We start from the raw sequence: 13993 nt of genomic DNA, 5'->3' as shown, positions 1-13993 counted from the left end.
AGCAATTAGTCACCGCCGATGCTGGCCATCAAGTCAGCCTGATGCTCACGTAACAGTGCATCAAGAATCTCATCCAAGTCACCTTCCATGATAGAATCAAGCTTGTATAAGGTAAGGTTGATACGATGATCGGTCATACGCCCTTGCGGGAAATTATAGGTGCGAATACGCTCTGAGCGGTCGCCACTACCGACCAAGTCACGGCGTATAGAGTCCGCTACATCGACCTGCGCTTGTACTTTGGCTTGCTGGATTTTAGAGACCAGCATCTTCATCGCATGTGCACGGTTTTTGTGCTGACTACGCTCTTGTTGACACTCTACCACAGTACCCGTGGGAATATGCGTCAAACGTACCGCTGAGTCAGTGGTGTTAACGTGCTGACCACCCGCGCCGCTTGAGCGAAAGGTATCCATTTTGATATCCGCAGGATTGATGTCTACCGTATCATCGATTTCAACTTCTGGCATGACCGCAACCGTACAAGCTGACGTATGCACGCGACCTTGGCTTTCGGTCTCAGGGACACGCTGTACACGGTGAGCGCCAGACTCAAACTTTAAACGTCCATAGACGCTATTACCCGATACGCGAGTAATGATTTCTTTATAACCGCCGTGTTCACCTTCGTTCGCGGATAGAACTTCAACAGTCCAGCCCTGGGTTTGCGCGTATTTTTGATACATGCGGAACAAATCACCAGAGAAAATCGCTGCTTCATCACCGCCCGTCCCAGCACGAATCTCCAAGAATGCTGGCACCTTATCGTTAGGATCTTTTGGTAGCATCATGACATTAAGCGCTTCTTCCATCTCTACAATGGTATCACGTGCCGTTTCAATCTCATCGAGCATCATCTCTTTCATGTCAGGATCTGTCGCGTCAGCTAGCATCGCTTCTGCATCGGCTTGATCCGTTTCTGCATTCAGATAGTTCTGCCATAAGGTCGTGATGTCCATCAAGTCGCTGTGCTCGACAGACAATTCGCGAAATTTATTATTATCACTGATGACACTAGGATCTGATAACAAGGCGGTGACCTCTTCATAACGGTCTACCATCTGGTCTAAACGCAGGCGTAAGGATTCTTTCATAAAAGGACTTTTAATTGGATAAGAGGAATAAGCTCGTGATTATAGCAAATTTTTTGGGGTAAATTAAAACCTCTAAGCATTCTTCTCAATATTCGCAGCAATCTTGTCACTATACTCTCAAATATCTCTACTTATTCTTAAATAAAGATACTTGGTTCTGATACCATTAGTAGACAAAAAAATAGCTAAGAAGACTCTTAGCTATTTTTATCTATCAAAAACATCGTATTAAAACGTTAGACTTTACGAACCAATACTGAGCCAATAGAATAACCGGCACCAAATGAGCAAATAACACCTAGATCACCTGACGCTAGCTCATCCTTATAGCGATGGAATACAATCATTGGGCTCGCTGAGCTGGTATTGGCAAATTCAGCAATCACGCTTGGTGCGATTGATTTGTCAGCATCTTTACCGATGACAGTGCGTAAAATCAAATCTATCATGTTGGCATTAGCTTGATGTAGCCACATCATCTTAACATCAGAGGTCGGTATATCATTTTCTTGCAGATGCTCAGTGATAACTTCAGACACCTTTGGACAAACTTCACGGAATACTTTGCGACCATTTTGCAAAAACAGTTTATCAGTGACCGGCGCTTTGATGTCTGGATACATCTCCGTTTGCGCGGCTAGATACTCTGAGCGATCCATAAAGCCATATTCGTTCTTGATGTTGGTCGAAAACTGAGTAAATAGCTTAGCGTTTAGAATCTCATAACCCTTTGGCGTGTCTAATTCTTCAACAATAGTCGCCGTTGCTACATCACCAAAAATAAAGTGGCTGTCACGATTGCGCCAGTTTAGATGCGCCGAGGTAATCTCGACATTGACCACAGCCACACGTTTGGCAAGACCAGAGATGATAGAACCATGCGCTTGTGATAGGCCAAACGTTGCCGCACTACACGCAACGTTCATATCATAAGCGAAGCCGCCAACCATACCAATGGCATTTTGGATTTCAATAGCAACCGCAGGATAAGTGCGCTGGAAGTTTGAGCAAGCAAGGATAATACCATCTAGATCGTTGGCCTCAAGTCCAGCATCAGCCAATGCGTCTTTTAACGCAGCCGCGCCCATTTCTGCCATCACAGACAGCTCTTCACCTAAGTTACGATAGGCAATGACTGGTGCCATGATTTCAGGGTCTAAAATACCGTCTTTTTCCATCACGTAACGTGATTTGATACCAGATACTTTTTCGATGAAAGCAGCTGAAGAAGGCTCAAGTGCCGTCATTGTCTCTGCAGCTATCTCTTCAGCATGTTCGGTATTATAGTTTTCAACATACTGGTTAAATGACTCAACTAGCTCTTCGTTACTAATACTGTAAGGTGGAATATAAAGACCAGTGCCTGTGATACAAGTCGTCATGATACGCTTCCTTGTCTACTACTGTGGTGCTTGGAATAAGCATAAAAGTGGAAAATAATAGCCATTCAAATTCAGTGAATAACTGTAAACTTAAAATCAGTGTGTTTATTATGCCTGAATATTAAATTTTTTCTAATGCTTTGTTACAAATAATCTGTTTCTGGCGATAAATAAGCAAAGACTCACGTCATTCTTTGATAGCTACGTTATAATTAGCGCCATTTTGCTCTGTATAACCACCCAAACACATCGATACACGCTCATCTTTAGGAATACTAATGGCAGAACTTCTTACTTGGTTATTTGGTCAATATGCGGATTACTCCACGACATTTATCGTCTTAGAGTTGATTGCCGTGGTTTTTGGTGTGGCAAGTGTCTTGCTTGCCAGCAGAACCAATATCTTAGTCTTTCCAATTGGCTTAATCAGCACTGCGATATTTGTATATTTACTATGGAAATGGCAGCTGTTTGGCGATATGTTCATCAATGCTTACTATACGGTGATGAGTTTATATGGTTGGATTAACTGGTCAAAGAACAAAAAGAATCAGCCTATAGAGACACATGAGTCAAACAACGTCCGTATTGAGCATTTGCATGCAGGCGATGTACCTATCTTGTCTGCTTTGGCAATAGCAACCATGTCTTTTGTGGCGCTGATATACTATTTCCGTCCGGTGATTAATAACGGCTTTAGTTTTGATGGTGCCGTTCTTGGTGTACATTTATTCACTTGGGTGGACTATACTGACATGCTCACCACGGCTCTGTTTTTGATGGCTATGTGGCTTATGGCACGGCGCAAAATTGAGCATTGGATACTATGGATTATCGCTGATGCGATATCAGTACCACTATACTTTTATAAAGGCTTTACTTTTACCGCGCTACAATATGTAGTCTTCACTCTCATCGCAATCTGGGCATATTATGAATGGCAACGACGCTACCGTGTACAACCTCGAGCAGCATACGCCTGAATCTGTCATTACTGTCGCGGTTTTGGGCGCAGAAAGTACGGGGAAAACAACCCTATGCCGTGATTTGGCAGCGCATTTCGATAGTCTGTGGGTGTCAGAATATATGCGTACTTACTTGCAAGCGAAGTGGGATGATGAGCAGCTTACTTGTACATGGGATGACCTGCTACCTATCGCACAAGGTCAGATTGCGTTAGAGAACAAACTGGCCAAACAAGTCACCCAAACGTCTAATGAAAACCGCTATTTGTTTTGTGACACCAGTCTGTTTGAGCTAATGGTCTACTCTCATTGGTATTATGGTAACTGCCCCACCGCTCTTGAGCAAGCAGCATTGGCGCATCATTATGATTTGATAGTATTGACTGAGGTTGATATACCCTGGGTGGCTGATGACCTGCGAGACAGTCCGTACCAACGTGATGAGATAAGCGCCTATTTTGCTAGTCAATTAAGCAAGCATCAAAAACCTTTTGTGCGTATTAGTGGCGATAGAAAAGAACGTGTCCGGCAAGTAATCGCGCAGCTCGCTCATCTCGGTAGTCCCTAGAATCGTTTTCCACACACTATTCATCTTCCTTGCATATTTTCTTGCTACCTCCTCTCTATGATGTCTATTAACGCCGCAGCCAACTGTATCAGCAGCTGTGGTTTCAAGACATTTAGGAGGCGCCAACATGCAAAAAACACTATTAACCAAATTGTTTTTTATGTCCTATTGCTACCACTTGCTGAGCAATAAGCCAAGCGCTGTATAAATAAAGTCACATAAACTGATAATAGTTTGAATTAATGCTGCCTTAGGTTGATAAGGCAGCATTATCGATATATTAGCCTAGTCGTTACGCTACTTGACGATCTGATTGTTTAACGCTTTAGCCCAATTATTGCAATCATCCTCACAGCGCGGGCAGCATTTATCAGCTTCTAATATTTGCTCGACATAACCACAATACATGCAGGCGTAATGAGCCCCTATCTCTACTTGCTCAACAGCTTGATATTGCTTGGGAAACAGCGGCATGCCGTAAACTGTATTTTCAGAGGAATGCAATAAAATACTAAAGTTGCCGTCTGTCTCAAGCAAACCGATGCGCACTTGACCCAAATGCTCAACGCCCTGTTGACGCATTTCAGCAAAAAACTCATCGTGAGACATTTTGCCTTTCTTAATTTTATCGAGCACCAGCATGCTATCTTCTACGATATAAAGTGACTTGCCTTCCAATAAGTCTTCAAAAGGCTGCCATTTCATCATTACCCACGTACAGATTCGGTAAAGAACAATGACTGAGCCCATGATTAGTACGGCTTGAATAATCGGCAAATCCTCAGTAAACATAGGGTCACCCGCGATAGAGCCAAGTGATAGGATGATGGTCAGCTCAAAGATAGAAAGCTGACGAATGCCGCGCTTGCCAGTGAAGCGCAAGAACGTGATAATTAATACAAACATGACGGTGACACGTATTAAGATTTCAACGGCAAACGACCAAGTTGTGTCATGAATAAAAATACTTGCCCAATCCATATTCTCATTTCCAATTTATTTATCTGATGTATTGTGTTTAATGAATGATGTTCTAATAGTTCGTTTGATGCGAAGCACATCATCCCTATTTTCAGACCTTATCGTCAATACAACTATCGTTATTCGTATTTAAGAAAGACTTTTTGTCACAAGTACGACAAAATATACTGTCTTGTGAGACGGCAATTGTTTTTGCTCAAAAATACGTTATCGTTATATTCTAAATTCACCATTGAAACGCTATGCAAGCCTGTTTTATGCTCCCTTATTCATTGTAGGAATTATTTTTGAAAGCCATTGTTTATACTACTATTGCGTTGATCGCATTTGCCGCAAACTCCCTGTTTTGCCGGATGGCGTTGGCAGAAGGTTATATAGATGCTTGGAGTTTTACGGTCATTCGTCTGCTCAGTGCGACTGTTTGCTTAGTGTTTATTATGACGATTCACGCCTACAAACTACAGCGTCAAGTACTCGCCTCTGACAAGCCTTCTGTTGATGCTATCTTAAATGACAAAGGCAGTTGGCTTAGTAGTGTCAGCTTGGTCATTTACGCGTTATGTTTTTCGATTGCCTATGTAGAGCTTAATACTGGTACAGGTGCTTTAATTTTGTCTTCGGCCGTTCAGATTACGATGATTGGCTGGGGTATCTATAAAAAAGAGCAGCTTAGTGCTGTACAGTGGCTGGCATTTATCGTCGCAGTCGCAGGATTTGTGTATTTGATGTTGCCATCAGCGGCCGTTCCATCACCCAACGCTGCAGCATTGATGGCACTGAGCGGTGCGGCCTGGGGAGTATACAGCATACGCGGTAAATCATGCATCTCACCGCTACGAGCGACAGGGTTTAACTTTGTGCAGAGTTTGGTGGCCGTTCCGATATTACTACTGGTGGGCCTAATGTATCTGGATGAAATAGGTTTAAAAAACATCAGCTTAGAAAGTATTACCAGCGAAGGGATATTGCTCGCCTGTGCGTCAGGAGCGATCGCATCAGGGCTGGGTTACAGTATTTGGTATACGGCGATGCCATTGTTAAAAACCACACAAGCGGCGATCGTTCAGCTGTGTGTGCCTGTGATTGCGACTGTACTAGGCGTGATATTTTTATCTGAGCAGCTAACGTTACCATTTATCATTGCCAGTGCAGTTATTTTAGGCGCAGTCTTGGTGTTTACGTTAAATAAAAAAGTGCCAGCCTAGGGCGTGTCACTATTTTAAAAATGGTGATAAAAATGAGATAAATCGCAGACAAATAAGGATAATAGTGCAGACAATATCGAGATACTGACCAGCTATTTGATGCTATTTGTCAAAGATTGAGCCATTTTTAGCTTATTTAGTGATAAATGTTTGAACTAGGGACACGCCTTAGTGAGGATATTACTTATGATGCTCTATCACTATAGTTAGATTACTATAAAATCGATACAATAAGATTCAACGTTATTTTTCGCAGCCTCTGGAGACGCAGTCACAGCAAGCAAGAAAAATAGTGTTGAATCAAATGAATTTATTGTCCTGTATTGTTTTTATTTAGACTTGACTATAGCTCGGCTAATGACAAAAAGTTCGCGCTATCAATCTATTCTACTAGATAGCATAAAACCGCCCTGATTTATAAAAATCGGGGCGGTTTTGTGTAAGCTATCATATTGAGTTAATGTTTCGCTTGCTACCAGTAAAAGCAAAGCTAAAAGCCTTTAGATAACGGTCACTTCTAAGCGGGTATCTACATTGCCACGAGTGGCATTAGAATATGGGCACACCTGATGTGTGGCTTCGATCAACTGTTGTGCTTGCGCTTCATCAATACCTGATACTTCGACATGCAATTCTATATCCAAGTTGTAGCTACCATCTGCTTTCATACCGATGCCAACTTGCTCAGAAGTTTTAGAAGCGGTGGCAGGCAGTTTCATTTGCTGCGCAACCATGCTCAAAGCGCTATCAAAACAAGCAGCATAACCCATAGCAAAAAGCTGCTCTGGATTCACAACTTATTTATCTTGTTCTTGAAAAGACACCAAACCAAACCCCAATGAACCATCATCTAATCCAAAGAAATCACCCAGTTGAGTCCACTACAGTATCAAAAAAGCTTAAGATTGATGGAAGCAAAACGATTGATTAAAATACATGGGCAAGGAGCACAAATATCGCAAATAGCCATGCAAGTTGGCTATGAAAGAAAGCCCCAGTCAATTTAGCCGAGAATACAAGCGGCAGTTTGGAGTCAGTCCGAGCAGTGAGCTGATGTGATAACTGTCTCACCATTGATACCTATAGCGGCAGGATTTTATTATCGTTGTGATGGTAACTCTAGGACTTATCGATTTTGGCATAACAGACTCAATGTCAGGCCTACCTCGCTTATCTTGGTCAACTTCAAGCACTTATCAACGTGAGGTGGGTGACGCCTTTAGAGCAAAACTATCCCTATAGCGTACTTACAGAACGATTCAATGAATTGATCATTTATCTATTACTACAGATTATTGATTAACTATTCTTCTAACCCTTTCTAGCGCTAACCTCTTGTGGATACAAGAGCTCGTCTGAGTATCGAGATATCCACTGATATAGTTGATTCAGTTTAAAAGAGATACAAGGCAACCAAGCGCAGATGTATATGTGATACTTCAAGTGAGGTTAACGCTGTCACTATTTTATAGAGGATTGACTATAAATAGATTTTAGGGCAAATATCTACTCAAGGTATCTCTATACTTTCTTATTTTTTAGCTAAAAGAGATTTGTTATTCGAATAAAAAACAGTTGACTCCCTAATATATTCGTATTATAACATATAATATATTCAAAATATTGGATATAACGTAGTTTTTTATGCACATTTATCGAAAAGCTTGGGGAGGAAATGATATGATTCGTTTAAGCTACACTCTCAAATGCTGGGCGCTAGCCATTACTTATTTTTTAGTATTTTACTTTATGGTCGTCATGAGTGACCCAGGCTTTGGCAAATATATCTATATGCTGGCCCTCAGCACTCTACTCTTCCCCATTGCCAAGCGTGCCGTGGATGTGATGACAGATTTTTTCACCCCAGATCTCGAGCTCTTTAATGGTTTACTGCCGTCAATTCTGATTAACGTGGTGATTTGGATACTGACACCATTTATCGTAGCACTGACAGTGATTGCGTTCATGCTTTATAGTATGGGCGTGCTCACAGAAAAGATGAGTCATTAAAACCTACTTAAATAAAAGGCCGGAGTAGCAATTGCTGATCCGGCCTTAACATTCAAAGAAACTTTTAGTTCTAGCCCACCTTATCCCACATTTTACTAAGACGCTTGGGCGAAACTGCCACACGAGTTTTCATCGGCTGAGCAAATAGCTGGATACGATACTCCTCCACCATCCAGCGATATTCGCTAATGGCTTCTTTGTCCGCACGCCCTGCTAACCGCTCCATATGCAAGTCAAGCGCGTAGACACCATCAAGGTCGGCATCCAAATTATGCTCAAGACGCTCTAAGCGAATCTCTAGTGCCTCAAGATAACGTGGATACTGCTGCCAATGGCTATAATCCATGCGGTAAACAAAATCAGCCAAATACAAATCTTCTAATTGATCTTCGATATCATCGATAGATTCCCCAAATATCTCGCGGTCTAACATCAACAGACTCTGGCGAATACGCTGCCAGCGCGTATAAACATTTTTCAGCGTTTTTATGACGCTTTGACCGGTCAATAAGAAGTTATTTAACACAACTTCTAGCGTCTGTGCATACTCTTCAGGCGTAAAGGGTAACTCCTCGCTCAATCCAACTGCGATATCGTCAGCGCTCTCAGGCAGGCTCTCGGTATGATCAAATAACACATAATGCTCTTCAAGCGTCGCATCCAATGTAGCATCAATGACGATTGTTTTTAGCTTTTCCATGTCACCAAGCGGTGCAAATGCCAGTTTGAATATTTTATCCACTTGACTGGTGAGCTGTTTTTTCTTTGCGCCAAGCTTCCCTTTAATTAAGGTTAATACGCCGATACGATGCGCTTGTAGTGCGGCATTGACATCGGTGTACTGATGGATCGATACCGCTTCGCCTGCTTCATCAGCCACGAGCGCCGCAAACTGCTTCATAACCACGCCTGCACTATGATGATTTTTGCTAAAGGTAAAATGCTCAGGGAATTCAGTATGCGCGCCTTGTTGCTCATTCACCGCTTGACTGGTCTCAGAGGCATGACGAATCTGTAGCGTTTGTAGATCACGACCTTTTTCGATAATGCGGTTTTTGTCATCGACCACACAGATTTGTGGCTGCAGATAACGATCAATCGTGGAAGGGCTAAAGCTCTCTGGCGTCACCGACATAATACCGCGGCGATTGAGCGCTTGGCACAGCTGTTTTAACAGCCCTTGTCCACCTTGCTGCTGCAACTCATCAAACAAATTATCTGCGGTATCAGGTATCGGGACGATCTGACGACGGATATCTTTTGGCAATGATTTGAGCAATTGCAACACCAGCTCATAGCGCCAACCAGGCACACCCCATAGTAGCTCAATCGCGTCGAGCTGTGGTAATGCAGCAAGCGGTACGCGTATGGTCACGCCATCATCATCACTTGCTGGATCAAAGACATAACGCAGTGGCAGCTTTAAATCACCCAGCTTCCATACTTCTGGGAAATCGCCCGTGGTCGGTGCTTGGCTAGTAAGTACGTCTTCATCGGTAAAAAACAGATACTTAGCATCGTTTTTTTCTACTTCTGCGCGCCAGTCTTCAAACGTTTTGCGGCTGGCGACGTGTTCAGGAATCTTTTTGTCATAGAACTGATATAGCGTTTCTTCATCAACCAATAGATCACGGCGACGTAGCTTATCTTCGATGCGCTCAACATGGGCAATCTTGTCCATATTGTGCTGTAAAAATGGCGCATTACGACCGAAGTTACCAGTCACTAACCCATCACGAATGAAAATCTCTCGCGACTCGACCAAGTTTACTTGCTCATAATTGGTCAGCTGCTTGCTAATGATGATCAAGCCAAATAGACTAATCTGCGCGTATGCTTTGACCCGCCCAGTTTTCTTGGACCAATGCGGTTCAAAATAATGATATTTGAGCAAGTTTCCTGCCGCTGAAATAATCCACTCGGGTTCAATTTTGGCAACGGTACGCATAAAGACTTGCGAGGTTTCAACCATCTCAAACGCCATCACCCAAGGCGGTATTTGTTTAAATACCGTACTCGCTGGGAATATTTTGGCTTTTTGCTGACGCGCCGCCAAATACTCACCGCGGCTTTCAGTCTTATGCGCAATGATGGACAATAGTCCTGTTAATAACGCTCGGTGCAAATTGGCGTATTTGACTGCTTTTAACGCTTCGTCTTCGATTGCAGTCGGGTCATTCTTAGCGACATTTTTATCGGATGCTTGTGCATCACTGGTATCTATCAGCTTAAGATCTGTCACCATTTGTAGCAATTGACGATGCGTTTGATGCCATTCACGAACACGCGGGAAGCTCAGATAGTTCTTTTTCGCAAACTGCTTACGCTGATTACCAGACAGTTTATTGCCGTCTTCGTCTTTTTCAAACAGTGCCTTCCATAGACTTAAGTAAAACAAGAAATCTGAATCATCTTGACGGAATACTGCATGCTTTTGATCCGCTTGCGTACGCTTGTTGGCAGGGCGCTCACGAGGATCTTGTACCGCAAGCGCAGCCACGACAATCAGCATTTCACGAATACAATCAAAGTCAGAACCAGCCACCAGCATACGTGCCAGCCTTGGATCGATTGGCATACGTGCCATTTTCTGACCTGTTGCGGTCAAGCGCAGGTGATCAAGCCCTTTTTGCCGTTTTGATGGGTTTCGTTTATCTTGAGTACTGTCCTTTTTGGACGTAATGGCTCCTAGCTCATCAAGTAGCTTGTGACCATCTGTGACTAACCTACTATCAGGTGGCTCGATAAAATCAAAGCCATCGACACTGCCCAGACGCAGATTGGCCATCTGTAATATCACAGATGCCAAATTGGTACGTAGAATCTCAGGCTCAGTAAATTCAGGACGACCGTTGAAGTCCTCCTCAGAATATAGGCGAATGCAGACACCTGGCGCGACACGGCCACAACGACCTTTACGTTGGTTGGCAGCCGCTTGCGAAATCGCTTCAATCGGTAGACGCTGCACACGTGAGCGATACGAGTAGCGCGAAATACGCGCAAATCCTAAGTCAATCACATAGCGAATACCCGGTACAGTCAACGCAGTCTCAGCAACGTTGGTCGCAATGACAATACGTCGACCTCGACCTGATGGCTGAAAGATACGCTGCTGCTCTTCATACGTCTGCCGTGCAAACAGCGGTAGCACCTCGGTATGACGTGGACCATGGCGCTCAAGCACTTCTTGCATTTCACGAATTTCTGCTTCAGTCGCGGCAAATATCAAGATATCAGCCTGATCGGCATGGCCTTTATTTTGCGCGTCGCTAAAACATTCCTCGACAGCAGCAACCACCGCACGCGGCAGGTTCTCTTCAAAATCATCATAGCTGTCATCTTCTGAGCTGTTTACTGGCTCATCGGTCAGCGGACGATAACGAACTTCTACTGGAAAACTGCGTCCCTCGACGTTAAAGATAGGTGCAGGGACTTGCCGTTTTAGCTTGGCATCATAATGACTAAAGTACTCACTAAAGCGCGTGGTATCGAGGGTCGCTGAAGTGATAATGACTTTTAAATCTGGGCGCTTAGGCAGCATCTTTTTGAGATAACCCATAATAAAATCGATGTTCAAACTACGCTCATGCGCCTCATCGATAATAATCGTATCGTACTTACTCAAAAAACGATCGTGACCCAGCTCAGCCAGCAAAATACCATCGGTCATCAGCTTAACAATCGATTGGGCGGAGCCTTGCTCATTAAAGCGAATCTTAAAACTAACCGTATTACCCAAAGGCTCACCCAGCTCTTCAGCAATACGATTTGCGACGCTGCGCGCGGCCAGTCGCCTTGGTTGCGTATGCCCTATCTGTCCGGTAATACCGCGCCCTGCCAGCATGGCAAGCTTAGGTAGCTGCGTTGTTTTACCAGAACCTGTCTCACCCGCCACGATAATGACCTGATTATCAATGATCGCTTGTACCAGATCTTCTGCGCGTTGACTAACAGGCAGGTCAAGATTTAATTTGGCAGGTAAGTCACTTGGGATGCTATCAATACGTGCCTGCACTGCTTTTTGAGAGCGCGTTTTTATCTTGTCGTATTGGGCACGCTTCTTGGTAAGGACCTCGTCGTGATTGTTTTTTTGCTCAGAATCATGATTAGCTTTTTTGTTTTTGGACACCGCAGCGCGCGCCAGCTCTCGTTCGAGACGGCTTAAGTAATAGCTATCTTTAGCAAGTACTGGTAAATCACTCAGTAATTCCGCTGGTCGCTTTGTACTGTTATTTTCATTTACGGTAGATGTTTTTAGACTGGTATTTTCAAAAGTATCAGACATATTTGCTTAGGCTATTTATTATGTATAAGTGGTTAGATTATGGAGGCAAATGCAGGGTGATTCAAGGTAGTTATGATGCTTGTATGATGCTTAGTTGCAAAGCTGAAGTTTTTTCTATGGCTATGAGGACGATAATGCCTCTATCTAATAATCAGTATTAAATCAAGACACATTTAGACCATAAATATTAAATTTCACACCATTAAAGGCATAGAAATGGTCTAAATGAGAAAACTAATGACTAACAGTATAAATAACCTGTTGGTGAGTCGCAGCTCCCACAAAAAAGGTATGCATTTTTTGCAGTGCCAGCCTAGGAAAAGGAAGATGTAGTGACAGTATCAATTTTTCAAACCCTAACATCTCGTTAGCTAACTCTTTCGCTACGTCAGGACGAATCTGCGGGTTTTCATAAATATTGTTAATTAACCACGTTAATCGTGGAAATTTTGCGTTATCGTGAATCTGATAAAGGATGGGCAGCATATCATCAGATATCTGACAGCGCGCTTTGCGGATTAGACCACTTTTATAATACATATCTAGTGACATATTAGGATAATTTCCTTAGATTTTTAATACTCAGATAACCCACATATTCTTTATCTTCTTTGATATCGACACCGCCTGCATCAACGATAGGCTCAATCAACAGCTGAGCATTTGAGAGCAGATCATTCACGTTATAGATATCATCTATATCGACCTCAAACTTATCATCAATATGTGAAGCGGCGTCGAACGGCGATGCATTATCTTTAAAAGTGAACTGTTTATAAAACTCGCTTTGTTTGGCTTGCTTAATGGCCTCGGCTTGACTGGGGGCAACGATCAGAAGCTTATAATGAAACTCTTCAAAACTTCCCTGCTGATAGCCGCCCAAATTGATAAAAAACAGCTTTAAGTTAGCATCTTTGCTTACCTGCTCACCTGATTTAACCAGTTTGATCGCATAGCCATCAACTTTAGTAATCGCTCGATACGAATCAATGTGCCATTTGTTTTTGACTTCTGGCCAATGCTGATTGATATCCTCTACCAGCTCGCTGACGTGATTGGCCACACCAAAAAAGATGTCATGCTGTTCAATCAGGCGACCTTTGGGACGGCCACCAAGTTGAGCCATATATAAAGTTAACATGTAACGCCGTCCTTATAAATTTTTCATTGTAGCTAATTTTAATTGAACATAATATCGAGCGCGTCTTATTACAATACCCGCCCTGTTTTTAAAGCAAATGCCCAATCTTCATGGCCATTTTTGAGCGCCAGTTCTGCTGCTGCTTCAAGATCATAAGCGACCTTAATATGCTTAGTTTGCCAGCATTTACCTTGCGGTGTCTCTATACAGGTTATCAGCGCGTAATTGCGCTTTTTGATATCAGCAAGCACAGCGTCAAGCGCGAAGACATTACTATGAATATCTGAAATATAGTTAGATTACTATAAAATCAATACAATAAGATTCAACGTTATTTTTCGCAGCCTCTGGAGACGCAGTCA

The 13993-nt window shown here is 43.0% G+C and carries 11 protein-coding genes and 2 pseudogenes; 5 read left to right on the top strand and 8 right to left on the bottom strand.

The features are described from left to right. Window positions 1–5 precede the first annotated feature (5 nt). Both prfA and PSBA01_RS11705 read right to left on the bottom strand, forming a co-directional pair. Window positions 6–1094, bottom strand: a complete 1089-nt coding sequence (prfA, locus tag PSBA01_RS11710) for a peptide chain release factor 1 (protein WP_186474451.1) — start codon at window positions 1092–1094, stop codon at window positions 6–8. A gap of 236 nt (window positions 1095–1330) precedes the next feature. After that, entirely contained in the window at window positions 1331–2476 is a 1146-nt protein-coding gene (locus PSBA01_RS11705) for a beta-ketoacyl-ACP synthase III (RefSeq protein WP_071001599.1), read from the bottom strand. A gap of 278 nt (window positions 2477–2754) precedes the next feature. On the opposite strand from PSBA01_RS11705, the gene pnuC reads away from it, so the two are divergent. Both pnuC and PSBA01_RS11695 read left to right on the top strand, forming a co-directional pair. Continuing rightward, window positions 2755–3459, top strand: a complete 705-nt coding sequence (gene pnuC / locus PSBA01_RS11700; protein ID WP_186474450.1) for a nicotinamide riboside transporter PnuC — start codon at window positions 2755–2757, stop codon at window positions 3457–3459. Continuing rightward, on the top strand, window positions 3410–4009 hold the full coding sequence (locus tag PSBA01_RS11695; RefSeq protein WP_186474447.1) for an AAA family ATPase: 600 nt from the start codon (window positions 3410–3412) through the stop codon (window positions 4007–4009). The genes pnuC and PSBA01_RS11695 overlap by 50 nt, the downstream gene beginning before the upstream one ends. Before the next feature lie 297 nt (window positions 4010–4306). On the opposite strand, the gene PSBA01_RS11690 is transcribed toward PSBA01_RS11695, so the two are convergent. Next, window positions 4307–4990 (bottom strand): DUF421 domain-containing protein, encoded by a 684-nt coding sequence (locus PSBA01_RS11690; RefSeq protein ID WP_071001602.1) that lies wholly within the window; start codon window positions 4988–4990, stop codon window positions 4307–4309. A 287-nt stretch (window positions 4991–5277) separates the two neighbouring features. On the opposite strand from PSBA01_RS11690, the gene PSBA01_RS11685 reads away from it, so the two are divergent. Beyond that, window positions 5278–6195, top strand: a complete 918-nt coding sequence (locus tag PSBA01_RS11685) for a DMT family transporter (RefSeq protein ID WP_186474446.1) — start codon at window positions 5278–5280, stop codon at window positions 6193–6195. Between the two features lie 500 nt (window positions 6196–6695). On the opposite strand, the pseudogene PSBA01_RS11680 reads toward PSBA01_RS11685, so the two are convergent. Then, window positions 6696–7067: pseudogene (locus PSBA01_RS11680) on the bottom strand (Ohr family peroxiredoxin). Here PSBA01_RS11680 and PSBA01_RS11675 point away from each other — a divergent pair. Next, window positions 7053–7254, top strand: a pseudogene (locus tag PSBA01_RS11675) (helix-turn-helix domain-containing protein); the annotation flags it as partial. The pseudogenes PSBA01_RS11680 and PSBA01_RS11675 overlap by 15 nt on opposite strands. A 621-nt stretch (window positions 7255–7875) precedes the next feature. Further along, on the top strand, window positions 7876–8205 hold the full coding sequence (locus PSBA01_RS11670) for a hypothetical protein (RefSeq protein ID WP_071001605.1): 330 nt from the start codon (window positions 7876–7878) through the stop codon (window positions 8203–8205). Window positions 8206–8275: 70 nt separating this feature from the next. On the opposite strand, the gene hrpA is transcribed toward PSBA01_RS11670, so the two are convergent. From hrpA to PSBA01_RS11650, 4 genes are all read right to left on the bottom strand, one after another. Beyond that, window positions 8276–12490, bottom strand: a complete 4215-nt coding sequence (hrpA, locus tag PSBA01_RS11665; protein WP_228724577.1) for an ATP-dependent RNA helicase HrpA — start codon at window positions 12488–12490, stop codon at window positions 8276–8278. A gap of 234 nt (window positions 12491–12724) precedes the next feature. Then, complete coding sequence (locus PSBA01_RS11660) at window positions 12725–13042, bottom strand: hypothetical protein (RefSeq protein ID WP_186474445.1); 318 nt, start codon at window positions 13040–13042, stop codon at window positions 12725–12727. Between the two features lies 1 nt (window position 13043). Then, entirely contained in the window at window positions 13044–13631 is a 588-nt protein-coding gene (locus tag PSBA01_RS11655) for a DUF1543 domain-containing protein (RefSeq protein WP_071001608.1), read from the bottom strand. A gap of 68 nt (window positions 13632–13699) precedes the next feature. Continuing rightward, on the bottom strand, window positions 13700–13882 hold the full coding sequence (locus tag PSBA01_RS11650; protein WP_186474444.1) for a hypothetical protein: 183 nt from the start codon (window positions 13880–13882) through the stop codon (window positions 13700–13702). Window positions 13883–13993 lie beyond the last annotated feature (111 nt).

This window comes from Psychrobacter sp. KCTC 72983, from assembly GCF_014280455.1.
GTDB lineage: Bacteria > Pseudomonadota > Gammaproteobacteria > Pseudomonadales > Moraxellaceae > Psychrobacter > Psychrobacter pacificensis.
This window is presented reverse-complemented; position numbering and strand designations above follow the sequence as displayed.